This window comes from Sulfurimonas sp. (assembly GCF_027056685.1).
Taxonomy (GTDB): Bacteria; Campylobacterota; Campylobacteria; order Campylobacterales; family Sulfurimonadaceae; genus Sulfurimonas.
This window is the reverse complement of record NZ_JALUKE010000004.1, coordinates 1-17,338: the sequence shown is the minus strand read 5'-3', so window position 1 is coordinate 17,338 and position 17,338 is coordinate 1. Positions and strand designations below refer to the sequence as shown.

At 35.7% G+C, this 17,338-nt stretch carries 14 protein-coding genes; 6 read left to right on the top strand and 8 right to left on the bottom strand.

The window, feature by feature from the left end; genetic code table 11:
• From MVY38_RS00195 to MVY38_RS00170, 6 genes are all read right to left on the bottom strand, one after another.
• The coding region (locus MVY38_RS00195; RefSeq protein WP_297482064.1) for a peptidase M23 at positions 1-885 on the bottom strand (885 nt) is incomplete at its 3' end.
• Complete coding sequence (locus MVY38_RS00190; protein WP_297482062.1) at positions 885-1,697, bottom strand: cell division protein FtsX; 813 nt, start codon at positions 1,695-1,697, stop codon at positions 885-887. The genes MVY38_RS00195 and MVY38_RS00190, both read right to left, overlap by 1 nt.
• Entirely contained in the window at positions 1,684-2,355 is a 672-nt protein-coding gene (locus MVY38_RS00185; protein WP_297482060.1) for an ABC transporter ATP-binding protein, read from the bottom strand. The genes MVY38_RS00190 and MVY38_RS00185 overlap by 14 nt, the downstream gene beginning before the upstream one ends.
• Positions 2,348-3,520 (bottom strand): tRNA (guanosine(46)-N7)-methyltransferase TrmB, encoded by a 1,173-nt coding sequence (gene trmB, locus MVY38_RS00180; protein ID WP_297482058.1) that lies wholly within the window; start codon positions 3,518-3,520, stop codon positions 2,348-2,350. Before trmB ends, MVY38_RS00185 begins: the two co-directional genes overlap by 8 nt.
• Positions 3,520-4,908, bottom strand: coding sequence for a hypothetical protein (locus MVY38_RS00175; RefSeq protein WP_297482056.1), 1,389 nt, complete (start codon positions 4,906-4,908; stop codon positions 3,520-3,522). The genes trmB and MVY38_RS00175 overlap by 1 nt, the downstream gene beginning before the upstream one ends.
• A complete protein-coding gene (locus MVY38_RS00170) occupies positions 4,856-5,830 on the bottom strand; it encodes an RluA family pseudouridine synthase (protein WP_297482054.1) in 975 nt (324 codons plus the stop codon). The genes MVY38_RS00175 and MVY38_RS00170 overlap by 53 nt, the downstream gene beginning before the upstream one ends.
• A 52-nt stretch (positions 5,831-5,882) precedes the next feature.
• Here MVY38_RS00170 and MVY38_RS00165 point away from each other — a divergent pair, with 52 nt between their 5' ends.
• From MVY38_RS00165 to MVY38_RS00140, 6 genes are all read left to right on the top strand, one after another.
• Positions 5,883-6,995: an FtsW/RodA/SpoVE family cell cycle protein gene (locus tag MVY38_RS00165; RefSeq protein WP_297482052.1), complete on the top strand. Its 1,113-nt coding sequence runs from the start codon at positions 5,883-5,885 to the stop codon at positions 6,993-6,995.
• Between the two features lie 10 nt (positions 6,996-7,005).
• The gene (locus MVY38_RS00160) at positions 7,006-7,674 is read left to right on the top strand and encodes a response regulator transcription factor (RefSeq protein WP_297482050.1); all 669 of its coding nucleotides are present in this window, start codon (positions 7,006-7,008) and stop codon (positions 7,672-7,674) included.
• A 47-nt stretch (positions 7,675-7,721) separates the two neighbouring features.
• Positions 7,722-9,956: a hypothetical protein gene (locus MVY38_RS00155; RefSeq protein WP_297482049.1), complete on the top strand. Its 2,235-nt coding sequence runs from the start codon at positions 7,722-7,724 to the stop codon at positions 9,954-9,956.
• A gap of 61 nt (positions 9,957-10,017) precedes the next feature.
• Entirely contained in the window at positions 10,018-11,091 is a 1,074-nt protein-coding gene (locus MVY38_RS00150) for a hypothetical protein (protein WP_297482047.1), read from the top strand.
• Positions 11,091-11,501: a hypothetical protein gene (locus tag MVY38_RS00145; protein WP_297482045.1), complete on the top strand. Its 411-nt coding sequence runs from the start codon at positions 11,091-11,093 to the stop codon at positions 11,499-11,501. The genes MVY38_RS00150 and MVY38_RS00145 overlap by 1 nt, the downstream gene beginning before the upstream one ends.
• Entirely contained in the window at positions 11,502-13,538 is a 2,037-nt protein-coding gene (locus MVY38_RS00140; RefSeq protein WP_297482044.1) for an ATP-binding protein, read from the top strand. It begins immediately after the preceding gene.
• On the opposite strand, the gene MVY38_RS00135 is transcribed toward MVY38_RS00140, so the two are convergent.
• Complete coding sequence (locus MVY38_RS00135) at positions 13,524-13,667, bottom strand: hypothetical protein (RefSeq protein WP_297482042.1); 144 nt, start codon at positions 13,665-13,667, stop codon at positions 13,524-13,526. The two genes, MVY38_RS00140 and MVY38_RS00135, sit on opposite strands and share 15 nt — an antisense overlap.
• A partial coding sequence (locus MVY38_RS00130; RefSeq protein ID WP_297482039.1) for an Ig-like domain-containing protein occupies positions 13,667-17,338 on the bottom strand: 3,672 nt, incomplete at its 5' end. The genes MVY38_RS00130 and MVY38_RS00135, both read right to left, overlap by 1 nt.

Below are 17,338 nucleotides of genomic sequence, written 5' to 3'. Positions count from 1 at the left end.
AATGGTATATCTACTCAAAGGTGCAATAGTCCTAGGTCCTCTGTAACGGATAGTCTTGACACTCTGGTAACTATTACCGTGCTGTTTGACCTTTGGCAGCTTTTCATTAAGATCAATCTTCTGTTTTGCAAACGCAGCTTCCCGCTCTTTTCTTTCACGCTCTTTTTTAATATTATCTTGTTTTACAATATTTAACTTTTCAAGTGCACTTTTCAAACTATTTTGTCTTCTTATCACTCTTTTTAACTGCCGAGTATAAGATGCTTTTTCTTTTTTTAATTTTGCTAAGGCACGCTTATTCTCTTTTGTTATTTGCATCGCTTTTTTTCTTTTTTGATCTATTTTTGTTATATTTGACTGCAAAGTAGTCGCATGACTTTGCAATAAATTCACTTTTTTTTCATTATCATAAAAGAGACCATTAAGCTTTTTCACTTCGTTTTGTGAGGATTTAAGCATTGTCTTTAAAACTTCTACCTCTATAAGTGATTCTTCATTTTGACTATATTTCTCTTCTAAAACAACCGACAAGGAGACACTCTTTGCTATAAAAAAGACTAACTTCTCTTCTATCTTATCTTGTTTATTTTTTAAAGCAATCTGTGATTTTCGTAAGAGTCTCAGCTGCTTTGTATCTTCATTATAACTCAGCTCTTTTGTTGCAAGATCTGCTTTGAGCTCTTTTAACTGTTTTATCTGTTGTTTGAGCATACGCTTTTGTTTTAAAATAGCATCAGCAGTCTGTATAAGCTTTTTATTTATATTTACATAGTTTTTCTTGTAGGAGTGTAGCTTTGAGCTTGTTTTATGTATCTTTTTATCAATACTAGTTCCCCCAAAAAGGGTGCTTGAAAGTAAAAAAAGAGTCAAAAATATATATTGCATCAGACCTCTTCTTTATGTCCAAGAACTATAAACGCAGCCAAAAGTATAGAGAGTGTGACAGAGATTGCCAACCCACTTAAAAAATCATTTACTTTATCAAAAACAACAATGTGTATACCAATAGTCTTGAGCTCTTGGCTCACCCAACTACTCGATGCTATATATGAAAAAATTCCAAAATTAACTACAGAAGCAATGAGTGCATCAACAATAGCTAGTCTAAATAAAACAGCAGAACGCAGCCATGTAGGAGCACCAAATAGACTCATAATATTCATTCGTTCATTATGCTTAAACTGCCAAATACGAAGTTCTTTAAAGATAAGCAACACAGTAACAATTAAAATAGCGAACGCAAGAACACTTATAACCGTTTTAAAAAGCAACAACAGATTATAAATCGTGTCATGTGTCGCAGAAAAGCTCTCCACTTTAGTGATTGATTTTATTTTTAGTAATTTTTTTCTTATCTTTTGTATCTCATCTGGACTTGGATATATAGCAAGTTTTAACTTGTAAAATCTTGGCAGAGTTGCCTTTAAAAGCTCTATGTTGTTTTTACTGATTTTTGTATTAAGTTTTTTAATCACACTCTCAGGAGAGAGCTCTATTACATCTGCAATAGTGGAGACTTTTGCCTTCAGCTCTTTTGGAAGTAGTTTATTTTGCGAAACAATTACAAGCGAATAATTTTTTGTTAATTTATCTTTATATGCATCAATAGACCTATCAACAACAGTAAAAACCTGAATAGTAAATAAAATACTTACTAAAGCGATAACAAGAGAGAGATGATTTTTAAATGACTTCACGTATATCTCCAGACTCAATATGATAATGTTTATACTCAACTTTCATCGTCTCAGGTATATGGTGAGTTACTACGATGACAGTTGTCTCAAGTTGTTCATTTGCACCTTCAAGAAGATTCCAAATAAGCTGTGACGAGTAGTCATCAAGATTACCAGTCGGCTCATCTGCTAAAATAACAGTAGGATTATGTGCCAAAGCTCTCGCCATTGCCACACGCTGTTGCTCCCCACCACTCAACTCTTGTGGATATTTCCCAGCTTGATGCTGCAGGCGTACATGTTTTAGAAGTGAATCAACCTGATTTTGTGTTACACTTTTCTCATATCCATTAATAATAAGAGGAAGCATAATATTTTTCTCTATCGTCCACTCTTTTACAAGTTTATAGTCTTGAAACACTATACCCAGATGTTTTCTCAAAAAATTCAGTTTCTTTTTACTAACACTTTTAAGTTCAACCCCACCAACTACTAAACTTCCCTCTATTGGTTTCAATGCCCCATAAAGAGATTTTAAGAGTGTTGATTTTCCACTTCCACTTGCACCGGTAATAAAAATAAAACTTCCAGTATCTACGGAAAAATTTACTTTATTAATTATTGTGTCATCATTTGAATATGCAAGAGATAAATTATTTGCGATTATCACTTTATCCATTTAAAATCCTAGCTAGTTCTTTATGTGCCTGTAAATTACTTCGTGATTTTAGCGGTTCTTGAGGATAATAATCTACTTTACTACTATTAATAAGCAAATAAAGATGTTCTGGTCGATCAAAACTCCCCATAGATAGACGCAACATAGTGCCACTTTGCGTTTTATAGACCCTCTCTACATGAATAAAGCCACCCTCAAAACGAAATGTTTTGTCATGTAGCGCTATTATCTCTTCATCGCTCAAAGTAGACTTCTCAAAAGAAAAATCACCTACTACTTCAAGCATATCAGACTCTTCATCATTTATCATAGTTACATCATAAATGTTTTTCTCCATCTTTTTCCATCTATCTTCATACTTGGAACTTACTGCTATATCTCTATTTTTATTTATATGAAGCGTTGTTTTATTAAACGCAATAAAAGTCTCATAAGAGTACGCATAGTAATTTTCACTATCAGTTCTCAGCTCTAAAGTACCACCCACTTTTAAAACACGGCGTGATTCTTCAATGAATGAAGTTGAAATTACTCTTCTATGTGGTTTTTTATCCCAAGGTACAGGAAAATGGACATAAATAGCACCTACAAGATTAGATGGAACAAGCTCCATAAAAAGACGAGCATCATAATCAAGCACAAGTAAGTTGTCTAACTTTTGAATAACACTTTGCTTTAAAACCTGCTCAATAGATGGACGGTGAATCTCTATGCCTATAAAAAGTACATCAGGGTTACTTGCCGCCTGATGCAGTAAATGCCTACCTGAGCCAAAACCAACTTCTATTCGCACCTCTTTATCACTTGGAAAATTATCTGCAAAAAACTCAATCTTTTTAAGTGCCGTCTCCTCTTGCAGATGTACATTTTGCTTCGCTTCAGGGACATTTGAAGCAATAACTTCTAGTTCTGCTGCTTTAGCATATCCTAAAAGTGCGCGATGCACATTATGTATAGATGCAGGACGAGTCAGCTTATCTGTTTTTAAAAGACTTCGATTCTCCTCGACTTTTACTAGAAGAAAAAAGTCTTCATCCTCTACCGTTGTAGAGATAAGCTTTTCATCAGCATGGTTCGCATTTTGGGCAATAAAATTAAAATGTACCCCATCTTGAACTGCGGGCAGTTCTATCTCTTTAAACTCTTTTATGTGTAAATGTGGCATTAAAGCTCATTCAAATCTAAATCTTGCACAGGTGAAATTGTCTCCTGCGTTTGAGTACTTTTTGGTGCGACTTTTGGTGCAACTTTTGGCTCACTTTTCGTTTTGTTTTGTGTCTTACTTTGTGTCACTTTTGATCCATCAGTAATGATTTTTACTTCCGTACTTGGTTTAGAAACTAACCCATTTACATCTACTGCATAGATTGTATATGTATATGTACTATCTGGTTTTATATCACTATCAGTAAATTTATTGGTATCTATGTGGTCATATTTTTTAATATTCTCTTTAAACCAGCCATCTTTTTGTTTTCTAACAACTTTGTAGTATATTGCTCTTGCATCATTTTTATTCCATGTTAAAATTACTTTATCATTAAAATGCATTGCTTCTACTGCTGCAGGTGCTAGTGGTTTGCTTAAAGTCATCCCCATAACAGTATGTTTTGCATTTTCACTCTCTAATCCATCTTTATCAACAACACTTACTCTATAAAAATAAGCTTTTCCGTCTTTGTCAATTTTATCTTCAAATCTATTATTGTAAAGTTTTGCTATAAGTTCATAATCTCCGTCAATTTTATCACTTCTATACAAATAGTATCTTGCAAAATCTTTTGCATCTGATTTTTCCCATGTTATATCAATTTTTCTTGGAAGATTTTTCGTTGCATCTATTTGTGTAACACCCTTTGGTAAAGCTTTTGTCACAACTTTTACAATTTCAGAAGGTGTAGAAATAATTCCATCATAAGTCTCAACAAGTACACGATAAAGATAAACATGATCATCTTTTAAATCCATATCAATATACTCTGCGTTTAATCTTCCCTCTAAAGTCGCTATCTTCTGCCACTCTTCATCGCCATAAGTTTTTCTCTCTATAATGTACTTTTCAACTCTCTCACTCTCGTGCGGTCTCCAAATAATTTTCGCCATGCGAGGAAGTCCCTGTATAGAGTGAATCCAAGTCACAGACTGTAAAACAGGCAGTGTATTTACAACGAAGATTTGGCTGCGTGCTCCCTCTGCATCTTTTGAAGCAACCTGAAATACATAGCCGTATTGTCTGTCTGGTTCTACTGCAGTGTCTACAAAATGCGTTTGAAATCTATTATTTATTGTCGCAAAATAGTGTATCTGTTTATTCTCTTTATCTGAAAAATCTCTCTTGTAAACATATATTGCTTTTACGCGAGGGTCTTGAATACTCTTCCACTCAAACGCAATAGTTTTCATATCTCTAATAATCCCGTGTTTAGTCAAAGTAACTACAGGCAATGATGAGTCAACAATAGCCTTTTCCTGTGGTTTTGGGCTTAGTGAAACACAGCCGCTAAGAAACAGCAGGGAAGCTGCGCATAATATACTCAGTGTCGATAACTTCATTCAAAATCTCCTTGTCAAATTTATTTGTTATTGTATCTTGCATTATTTTATCAAAATCAGCTTTAAAATAGAGCTTCTCTTTTGTTGTTGGATGAATAAAATATATTAGGTATGCATGAAGCAAAATACGTTCCGATTTCTCTGCTTTAGGGCTTAGTCCGTATATATGATCACCCAAAATATGACGGTTTAGACTCTCTAAATGCACACGAATTTGATGTGTTCTTCCAGTAAAAAGTTTACATGCGATAAGCTGCGTTTTTTCATCTGCGCTTAGAGCAAGATGTTTAAACATTGTTTTTGCATATTTACCATGCTCAAGCCCACATGCCATCTTTAAACGGTTATGTGAACTACGCCCAATATTTGATTCTACTATTGTAACATCTTCTTTTAACGGAGGGGTAACAACAGCGATGTAGTAGCGTCCCATACTCTTATCTTGTAGCTGTTTTGAGAGAAATTCATGGGCTTCATTGTTTTTAGCAACAACCATTGTCCCACTTGTTCCTTTGTCGAGTCGATGCACAATTCCATGACGCTCTTCACCACTAATGGTAGAGAGACGCACACCTTTATGTTTCAACCAATCAACCAAAGTCGCATCTTTGACACTAGGAGCGGGATGCACTGTTACACCACTTGGCTTGTTGATGACTAAGACATCATCATCTTCATAAAGAATCTCCACATCAAAATCAACATCAAGAGCTTTTTCTTTTTTCGCCTCAGGAAACTCTACTTTAACGCTCTGCCCTACTTTTAGCTTTACACCCGGTCGCGCTACTTTTTTGCCATCTACAAAAACACAATCATGTTTTATAAGTCCTGCTATTTGTGAACGGGTTTGTCCTATTTGTGCTGTTAAAAACGTATCTAAACGCTCGGGATTTGTACATACATACTCTTGTGTGTTTATCATTCTTTGTTACCTTTATGTTACAATCACAGTAATTTAATATGGAGATATAAACTTGTGGAGATTTGATAAGAGTATTTTATCACAATTTGACTTTCTTTCCATTATCCTTATAATTCCACTTGTTATGATGTCTCATTGGCTCATTGGTGAAGCTGTCCCTGCACTTGCTCAAAAACAGGTAGCCTATGTCGGTGTTGCCTTTGTCACTTTTTTGATTATCTTTGTCCTTCCTATCCGTAGAATGAGTTGGATTATTCCCTTTATTTACTGGGCGAACATTGCACTTTTACTTGCCGTTGAGTTCTTTGGACACTCTCGTTTGGGTGCACAGAGATGGATAGACATTCCTTTCATAAACGCAACGATGCAGCCCTCTGAGTTTGTCAAACCTGCCCTTATTTTAATGCTTGCATACCTAATAAATAAAAGCCCTCCACCTCTGCACGGCTACAGACTCAAAGAGTTTTTAAAGCTAAGTCTATACATTTTTATCCCTTTTATTCTTATTGCAAAAGAACCTGACCTTGGTACGGCTATGGTGTTACTGCTCATTGGTTTTGCTATTCTCTTTTATGTTGGTATTTACTGGAAAATTTTAGCTGCTATTGCTGCTATTGTTCTACTTTTTACACCTATTGCGTACAAATTTTTACTCCACGATTACCAAAAAGAGCGCATTACCAGTTTTTTGAGTGAAAAGCCATCTTACCATGTACAACAGTCCATAATTGCCATCGGTTCAGGCGGTTGGAGTGGAAAAGATAAAGAAGATGCAACACAAACGCAGATGAAATTCCTGCCAATCGCTACAAGTGACTTCATCTTTGCATTTGTGGTTGAGCGTACTGGCTTTTTAGGTGCACTTGGACTTATCACCATTTATGCACTTTTAATTTTACATCTTTTGAGTTTAAGTATATTTAACAAAGATTACTTTATAAAAGTAGTCACCGCTGCCATCTCTTTTATGATATTTATCTATATGGGAGTAAATATATCTATGACCATAGGCTACGCCCCTGTTGTTGGGGTACCTCTGCCTATGTTTAGCTATGGAGGAAGTAGCTTTTTAAACTTCATAGTCCTCTTTGCCATTATGCAAAATCTCATCACTTTCCGCTACAAAGATATGTATGACAAAAGCGGTAAAAAAAGTTTTGTTTAGGATATAAAAGATGAATGTATTAATAATAGAAGATGACACACTCACTGCAAAACAGCTTCAAAAACTCCTCAAAAATGAAAAATATGCCGCAGATATTGCGTTTGGCTACAATGAAGCAAAAGAGTACATCGACAAAAACAGCTACGCTATCATTTTACTTGATTGGAATCTTGGCGATGGCGATGGACTTGAACTCCTTAAAGAGATACGCGACACACAAATTGATGTTCCCATCCTCATGCTCTCAGCAAACTCAGAAATAGACGACCGTGTCAAAGTTCTTGACTCTGGTGCGGATGACTACCTCTGCAAACCCTACTCCAACATCGAGCTTTTAGCGCGTATGCGTGTCCTGTTGCGAAAAGATGCCAAAGAGAAATCAGCGACAATACAAGTACAAAATGTCCTACTTGAGAGTGCGACACATCAGGTATTTGTCTCTGGTGAAGAGGTCAGCCTCACATCAGCAGAGTTCGACCTACTTGAGTTGTTTATGCAAAATCAAAATATAGTCCTCACAAGATACCAACTCAGCGAACACATCAACAAAGACAACTATGCCATTAAACAGAGCAATGTTGTTGATGTCCACATCAAAAATCTACGAAAAAAATTGGCTAATAAAAACTTTATAGTAAATATTCGCGGTGTCGGGTACAAAATCAACAAATCTTCATAAAATCTTCATTTTCATCTTCTATCATTCCTTAAAACAAAGGAGATGTTATGAAACATATTACAATTTTCACATCCGCGCTTCTGCTTGCGCTCACCGGTTGTGGTGGTAGTTCAGAAAACTCGGATGGAGGCAATACAGCATCGGTGTCAAGTGTAGGAATCTTTTTAGATAAAGAGGTGGAAGGTTTGGAGTATCAATCAAACTCCTATAGTGGTAAAACTGATTCAAAAGGATATTTTAAGTATAAGCTTAATGAAAATGTGACTTTCAAAATAGGCAACACTACGCTCGGAACAAAAAAGATGGAGTCAACTTATAGTGTGGTCACTCCACTTGAACTTGTCGGGACAAACGATGTAAATGACATTCGAGTAGTCAATATTTTACGCGTTTTACAAACTGCAGACAGTGACCATAATGCAAGTAATGGAATTACTATTACGAAGCAACCCTCTAATGACATCATTGACATCTCAAAAATTAATAAAGATTTTAATAATAGTGAAATCGCACAGGTAACGCAAACAAGCGAAAATGATGTTGTTACAAAAGAGGATGCGAAAAAGCATTTTGAAGATTCTCTAAAAAAGAAAGATCAGTATAAAAAAGATCTTAAAAAAGATGGGAATAACAATGATGGTGATGGTGACACATCAGGTGGAGGCACTACTGGCGGCGGAGGAACGACAGGAGGTGGTGGTACAACAGGAGGTGGAACAACCACAAATGGTTCTTACACACTTCTTGCATGGAATGACTTAGGTATGCACTGTATGGATGGAAGTGATTTTTCTGTTTTTACGATATTACCCCCTTACAATGACCTCAATGCACAGCTTATCAACAAAGCAGGCACATCAAACAAACATGTCACAAGTGGTGTGACACTTACTTATGAATCATACAAATATAACAACCATATCAATACTATCAGTAGTACAAAAACAAATTTCTGGAACTATTTAACGAAACTTTTTCCAGGAAAAACAAGTACACCGGATGTGGGTCTTACAGGAAATCATACACCATCACTAACACCACACAATTTACAGTTTAACTCAAATCTCAATTGGTTTGAGGCAATGGCTCTTCCTCTTATTAACCGTGATGATGACAACACTACGAATTACTACCCTATGGTAAAAGTAATAGCCAAAGATACAAGCGGTGTGGTACTCGCTTCTGCAAATATCGTACTTCCTGTCAGTGATGAGATGGACTGTGCGAAATGTCATGCGAGCAATGCGACATCAACAGATGCAAAACCAATTGCAGGCTGGGAAAATAATCCAGACAAGATAAAAGACTTTAAATTTAATATTTTGAAACTTCACGATGAAAAACAGTTGATATCTCAAGCTGATTTAAATACACTCAAATCTCGTGGATACATCTATAAATCAAGTCTTTATGATACAGCAAAAGCCGGTACACCGGTACTTTGTGCAGCTTGTCACAGTTCAAATGCCCTTGGAACAAAAGGCGTTGGAAATGCGTTAGCTCTGACAACTGCCCTACACTCTCGTCATGCAAATGTCATAGATCCTGCAAATGGAATGAAACTCAATGACTCTGCAAACAGAAATGCATGTTATAGTTGTCATCCAGGTTCAACTACACAGTGTCTTAGAGGTGCTATGGGTTCTGCAAAAGATGCAAATGGTAAGTTGGCTATGCAGTGTCAAAGTTGTCATGGAACGCTCAGTGATGTAGGAAATGCCAGCAGAACAGGATGGCTTGATGAACCAAACTGTCAAGCATGTCACCAAAATGGTAACCGTTACACTTCGGCACTACAAAATGGAATACTTAGAAATGCCCTAGATACAAGATTTGCAACAAATCCGGACACACCACAAGCAGGTGTCAGTATGTACCGTTACTCAACGGGTCACGGAAAATTACAATGTTCAGCATGTCATGGTTCAACCCATGCAATATTTCCGACAAGTCATCAAGTAGATAACTTGCAAAGTATAAATGTTCAAGGTCACAGCGGTACCATAGCTGAATGTACTTCATGCCACTCTACTATGCCGCAAACAACAACAGGCGGACCACACGGTATGCATACAATCGGTCAAGACTGGGTCAGCCAACATAAAGATGTAGCAGAGCATAACTCGGCACAATGTAAAGTATGCCACGGAAGTAACTACAGAGGTTCGGCACTTTCTGAAACATTTAGTGCAAGAACATTAACGATTGAACATGGAACAAAAAGTTTTGCCAAAGGGCATCAAGTAAGCTGTTATGATTGTCATAATGGGCCAAATCCATAGGTATAATTTATTCTTAACACATAAGGTGTTATTATACTTAAAAGTAATATAAAGGGGCTTTGTGAAACTTCTATTCATCTTTCTTACGCTACTTATAACTCTCTTAAATGCAAAAGAGAGTTATACTCTCGGCGATGGGATTCAAGCAGGTCCACTCCCCATATATTTTGGTGCTTATACTTCAGCTGAATACAAAAAAAGCAATAAAGAAGTAAAATACAGCATAGAAGACCTTGCTTTTTTAAGCTATGGAAACTATCAGCGTTTCTCTTATATGGCTGAAATTGAATACAAAAATCTCTACACGCAACAAGTAAAAGATGATGTTTCATCCCAACAAAAAGATACACGTTTATATCTCGAAAGACTCTATCTTAACTACGCTTTTAACGACAATACTGCTCTGCGTGTAGGAAAATACATCTCACCTATAGGATTCTGGAATTTACTGCCAATTAATGTTTTAAGAGATACAACATCAGACCCAATTAGTACAAATATTATATTTCCTGAATTTACAACAGGCGTGTATGGCTCATTTACCACTATTGAAGAGGATGAAATCAAAATTGATGTAATGCTTCAAAACAATGACGATTTGGATAACAAATACAATAATTATAAAATTAACAAGCATTATGGAATTGGAATTACTTATAATCATAATAATTTCACTTCAAAACTCAATCTAGGATACTTTAATAAACTCTACCGTCTAATAGATGAAGAACTCCAAACAGAAAAAACTAATGAAACAGAAAAAAGCAACGAAAATGACGATGACTATGAAAAAAAATCTCAAGAGGAGCAGAATCTTTACTATATAAATCTTGCCCTCAAATATGATACACTTAACTATCAAATTCTCTCAGAACTTGGACATCAGAACTCTTCTAATGGTGCAGCAACTACCTATGCTTTATATATTCAAGGACTCTACAGAGTTACACTAAAACAGAGTGCCATAGTCCGCTTTGAAGCCTATGATGACAAAGTTTCAAATACAAATGATACTTTTGGTGTTTTTGCCTACACATACAGACCAACTTACCCTGTAGCACTCAAAGCCGAATACCAACTCCATTCACTCTCAAAATTTAACAAAGTGCTCATATCTTTTTCGGTGCTGTTTTGATGAAAACAATACTCACACTACTTTGGCTGCACTCCATGACACTTCTTTTATATGCAAACGAGTATGCCGTAGTAACAAGGACTGAATTAGGTAAAATCACAAAAACACAAATGAAAGCAATTTACCTCAAAAAACTGCACTACCTTAAAGGAAAGAAACTGCTCCCCATCAACCTTGAAGCAGACAACTCCATACGCAAAAGTTTTAACAAACACATACTTCACATGAACTACAACAGACTCAAAATATACTGGATGAAACAGCACTATCTCGGACACCGTCCACCGCTGAGTTTACATTCCCAAAAAAGTGTCAAAGCATTTTTGAACAAAGTAGATGGAGCTATTGGCTATGTTGAGATGAAAAATATCGAGAAAAATATGCATATATTACTAAGATGGAGTGACTAAATGATTGCAAACTCTCTGCGAAAAAAACTCTTTTTGAGCTTTTTGTTTATTGGGCTTTTTCCTTTTCTCATTTTACTTTTGTACACAATGTTTCTCACAGAATCAAAACTCCTCAAACAGAGTGTTGATGAGAAATACAACCAAATGCAAATAACCCTCAAACTGATGAACAGACATCTCTTCACACTCCAAAAAGATGTGGAATTTTTAGCTTCTCTTGATATTATGGATGAAGTACTCTCAGATGACATAGATAAAAAAATATCGAGACTGTTAGAGAAAAAAGTACATGACATAGGGAGAACAACAAATTTATTTGTAATAAACAGTCATAAAATAATTACAGCTTCTTCAAACGCAGCACTCTTACTCAAACCATTTCATACTTCCATAAAACTAGGCAAAAATGGATATTTTTTAAAACAAGAGAAACTCTACTTTTATTCACAAATCCAAGCATCATTCGATAGCAAAAAAATACTTGGTTATCTCATTTTAGAGTATGATTTAAATAATCTAAAGCCATTTTTAATAGACAAAGATACTATTTACTCTTATATTGTAAATCCACATCGCCCAATATCTATTGGTTATAATCTACATTTAAAAATTCATTTTAGTAACAATAAACATAGCATTATTACAAACAAATATGTTACAGTTTATAAGAAAATAGCCTTCTTTAAAGAGCCATTTTATCTTATTTATGCAGTCAATAAAACGACAGCACTCAGCAGTCTATATGATTTTGTCCGCTTTATTCTTTTGATGTCGCTTTTTGTTTTTATCATCGTTTTATATTTTGCATATAAACGTTCAAAAGAGATTATTCACCCTATTGAAGAACTGACAAGAACAACAAAAGAGATAACAAAAACACAAGACTACTCTAAAAAGATAGTGACAACATCCAATGATGAAATACAAATCCTAAGCGCTGCGTTTAACACAATGCTGCAAACAACATCTTGCGCACTTTTAGAGCTTGAAGCTGAAAATAAACGCAGACTTTCACAGTTCATTGACCTTATAAATCTCTTTAATACCATTATCCAAACGCAGGATGAGCGTAGTTGTATAGTAAACTCTTTAGAGGAGATAAAAACACTTACATCTAATCCAAATCTTGCATTTTCAGAACAAAAAAATAACACAGATGAAAACATAAGCATTGATTTGTATGTAAATGATTTTACGAACAAGCAAAAGATTTACTATGGTTCTATTATCTTTGAATTTGAGCATTTTTATGATGAAAATGAGAGACGATTTTATGATGCTATCGCAACTATGATAGAGTTGCAACTCGAGAGAATACGACTCATTGAAAACACAATGTCCGTCTCAAAAGCGAAATCAGCTTTTATATCAAATATGTCACATGAGCTAAGAACTCCGCTAAACGCAATCATCAGTGCAACACAGCTTATGATAGCCTATGAAAAACTCAGTGATGAGCAACAAGACAGCATTGCCAACATTGAATCTTCTGCGCACTACCTGCTTGAGATGATAAACGGCATTTTAGACATTACGAAAATAGAAGCAGGAAAAATGGATGTCCATTGTGAGGATACAGACTTAATAACACTCGTAAATGAGAGCATAGATATTTTAATGCCACTTATTCAGGACAAAAACCTGCAACTCAAACTTGAAACACATCAACTTGAGCACCTAGCTTATAAAACCGATGTAAAGATCTTCCAACAGATCATAATCAACCTTCTCTCAAACGCAGTCAAGTTTACAAACAAAGGCGACATTACCATCGACATAAAACGTGAAAAAAGTTCCATCGTTATTAGCATTACAGACACCGGAATAGGTATATCCAAAGAAGATATAAACCTCCTCTTCTCTGACTTTACCCAAGTAAAAAATGTGATGCAAAAACAGCATAAAGGAACAGGGCTAGGACTCTCTTTGAGCCAAAAAATGGCTCATCTTATTCACGGAGATATTAAAATAGAAAGCGAAGGTTTAGCAAAAGGAAGTAGTGTTTCCTTTTATTTGTTCAATTCACGAAACTGCTAACTCTTTATAGGCAGCTCTATAACCACTGAGTGCAGCCTCTTCTAGGTAGTATCTTTTCTGCTTTGCATCATCTGTAAATTGGAACTGGTGCTGTAAAAACTCAAAACTATCCTGACCAATCTGCGCCATCAACTCTCATCTACATGAATATCAGTACTTATTTCTAAGGTAACAGAAGAACCATCATCTGCTACTCCTGTGACTTCTTGATACTCTTGACCTGTTTCAGCGTCTGTTTGAAAATCACCCAATTTCCACTCACCACTTCCATCTTTATCCGTATCAAGACTAATACTATCAGAGGAATCACCATCGATACGAATAATGTTGTCATCATCTGTCATATTTAAAACATCATCAACACTTAATGAGGTAATGTTTTGCGCACCATCATCAAGATTTATACTCTCAATGTTATCAATATTATCTTTGAGTGCATCAAAATTAAGATTCATATCATCACTTATGACAAGACCATCTAAACCTTCACCACCATCAACGATAGAATCATTTCCACTAAAATCTCCATCATTAAAATCATTCGAGTCAATTTTAAAAGTATCATTTCCAGCTTCGCCATAAGCTTTAAAATCTTTTCCTGCTACATCTATGGTATCATCACCTGCTCCACCTTCGACTTGCTGTTGCTGACCTGTACCCATGTAAATGGTATCATTTGCATCTGTTCCAGTTACTGATTCTTGATCACTATCTGACATATTTATTGTTTCGCCCATATCATATAGAATAGTTGTAGATGTTGTACTTGAACCATCTGTTGCCGTTGCTGTCACACTTATATCATCTGAAGCAGTCAAAGGAGTATCACTTACAAGTTTTAATCCATCTAGTTGATCAGCAGTCAAAACAGCTTGCCCATCTGTAACTACTATATTATCTCCAGCACCATTACTCAATGTTGCATTATCAGGTACATTAACAGAAACATTTAAACTCTCACTCCCATCAGTATCACTTAATGCTGCATCAATATTTAGATTGTATGAATAATGAACATTAGAATTTATATCTTCTCCACCAAATGCAACATTTTCTATATCTTCAAGTTTTGTCACTGCACCAGTTGCGTTATCGGTTACTTCTATTTTTCCATCGCCCTTATCATCAACAGTAAAATCATCACTAGATCCTTTAAAAATAACAGTATCATTACCATCTCCACCTTTTATCTCTTGCCAACCTGCACCAATAGTTACAACATTGTCACCATCACCAGTATCAATTAGCCCCTTGTCAGACGCAGCATCTCCGACATTTATAATATCATTACCATCTCCACCTTTTATCTCATTCCAATTATCGCCTAATATAATATTATTATCACCATCCCCTCCAGCATCAAGTTTAGCTTTCCCATCACTTGCACCATCACCAGCAAGAATTGAATTATTACCATCTCCAAGCTTTACATCTTCCCAATTATCACCAAGAACGATTTTGTTATTACCGTCACCTGCATCAAACTGAGAATCATCAGCAGCATTACCTACAATAGCCGTATCATCTCCATCATTAAGTTTAATTTGTTCCCAACCATTACCAAATACAACTTGATTATTATTATCAGATAAATCTGCATCCCCACCATTTCCATCTTCATAAAAATGAACATCTGCATCTTTCATCTCAATACCAGTATTGGATTCACTAATGACCATCTCACCTAAATCAACATTTACAGTAGGAGTATCAGCCACTGCATCAACTATTATAGTTGTTTCTGCTTCATTACTCCAATCAGTTCCATTGTCTGAAACTTGAAAGTTAATGTTTTGGTTTGTCTCACTGTTTGCTGTAGTAGTAAAGACTAAGTTACCACTTGTAATATCACTCGCTGTAATTACTTGCCCATCTGTAACTGCATTTCCACTTAATGTTAAAGACCCACCATCAGATATATCTGTAATCTTAACAGAGTGCATAGCATCTCCATCTACATCAGAGTAACCAAAGTCATCAGTTGTAAATGTGTAGGCTGTGTCTTCGTTTGTAGTTACAGTGTCATTTGATGCTGTTGCATAACTATTTAATGTGTCACTTGCGACATCGTACTTGCCATCTGCAAACCTAATAGTCTCAACATCCTTCAATTCAACAACATCACCATTTTTCACACCATCACTAATATCAGTAACTACAATATTTCCATTTACATTTGCAATAGTATAATCAGCCATATTACCACTAAGTTTAGCAGTATCATTCCCTAGTCCCCCATCAACAAAGAGATGATTATTTGCATCATTAGCACCAATATGCAATGTATCATTACCTTCACCCATCAAAACAAAATCATCTGTAGCTTCCGTTGCGGCTGATGTATAAGTTCCATGCCAATATTGAGTAGAATCTGTATGTGCTGTAACATTACCTGAGGCATCTGTTTCTGTAACATTAAAAAATTCATTATCATTCACAGCAGTATTCTCAAGATTGCTAATATCAACACTCCAAGTACCATCATCTTCTACTGTAGTAGATGCAACTACATTTTTATCTTCATCATAAAGTGTAATAGTATTTCCTACTTCTGCACCTGTACCTTTCATAGCCACCGAACTATAATCACCCGTAGCATCTACAATATCCGTAATTGCCAGTTTTGTGATATCTGGTGCTTGTAAATCAGATATTACATTTCCATCTGTATCATGTGTTGCTACTGTTTTGTCTGCAAACTTGATATTCTCTACATCATCATAGATATATTGATTCTCTTGGGTATCTATATTTTCTACTCTAAATCTTCCATTTGTATCTTCATAATTCACTGTATAATCATCTCTGTTACCCTTAAATACTACAGTGTCATTTCCTTCACCACCTCGTACAATTTCATAACTTGCTCGGCCATCTCCTTCTGTAATATTTACCGTATCATTGCCTGCTCCTGCATCTATGAAGTTTCTTCCCTCACCTCCGGTGATGGTGTCATTACCTACTCCAGCTGAAATATAATCATTGCCAGCCCTTGAATTTATAACATCATCACCACTTCCTGTATGGATAACATCTCTCTCAGCACTTCCTATTACAACATCATTAACAAAATCTGCATTCACATTCCCCTGATCATCGTGTGTTTCTACTATTTGGTCTGCAAACTTGATGTTTTCAACATCATCATAGATATATTGATTCTCTCGGGTATCTATATTCTCTATCATAAATCTTCCATTTGCATCTTCATGATTCACTGTATAATCATCTCTGTTACCCTTAAATACTACAGTGTCATCTCCTTCACCACCTCGTACAATTTCATAATTCGCTCGGCCATCTCCTTCTGTAATATTTACAGTATCATTGCCTGCTCCTGCATCAATGAAGTTTCTTCCCTCACCTCCGGTGATGGTGTCATTGCCTACCGTACCAACAAGATTATCATTTCCGCTTGTTCCTACTATTTGTTCATTACTACCTGTAACATCCACAGTAACATTAGCAGTAGCCTCACCACCTTTACCATCAGAAACTGTATAATCAAATGTTACATCTTTATGTTCACCATCATTCATCTCTTGTAAATGTTCATCTGGTATAAAGTTTATTTTTCCATCAGCTGTCAATGTTGCAGTTCCTAAAGTATTTCCACTTTCATCTGTGATACTCACGGCTTGTCCATCGCTTACATCTTGCCCATCTATCTTAATGATTGCCAGTTTATCACCATCTGCATCTGTGTCATTGGCTAGGACATCTATTATTACTGGACTATCTTCATCTGTTGATATATTCGTACCACCAATTGTGGTATCTCCTGTAACCGCTAAATCAAA

Excerpts from the sequence above, each read along its gene's own strand:
- MVY38_RS00185 (WP_297482060.1), bottom strand. The coding sequence starts at position 2,355 with ATGGATAAAGTGATAATCGCAAATAATTTATCTCTTGCATATTCAAAT.
- trmB (WP_297482058.1), bottom strand. The coding sequence starts at position 3,520 with ATGCCACATTTACACATAAAAGAGTTTAAAGAGATAGAACTGCCCGCA.
- MVY38_RS00175 (WP_297482056.1), bottom strand. The coding sequence starts at position 4,908 with ATGAAGTTATCGACACTGAGTATATTATGCGCAGCTTCCCTGCTGTTT.
- MVY38_RS00170 (WP_297482054.1), bottom strand. The coding sequence starts at position 5,830 with ATGATAAACACACAAGAGTATGTATGTACAAATCCCGAGCGTTTAGAT.
- MVY38_RS00160 (WP_297482050.1), top strand. The coding sequence starts at position 7,006 with ATGAATGTATTAATAATAGAAGATGACACACTCACTGCAAAACAGCTT.
- MVY38_RS00155 (WP_297482049.1), top strand. The coding sequence starts at position 7,722 with ATGAAACATATTACAATTTTCACATCCGCGCTTCTGCTTGCGCTCACC.
- MVY38_RS00145 (WP_297482045.1), top strand. The coding sequence starts at position 11,091 with ATGAAAACAATACTCACACTACTTTGGCTGCACTCCATGACACTTCTT.
- MVY38_RS00140 (WP_297482044.1), top strand. The coding sequence starts at position 11,502 with ATGATTGCAAACTCTCTGCGAAAAAAACTCTTTTTGAGCTTTTTGTTT.
- MVY38_RS00135 (WP_297482042.1), bottom strand. The coding sequence starts at position 13,667 with ATGGCGCAGATTGGTCAGGATAGTTTTGAGTTTTTACAGCACCAGTTC.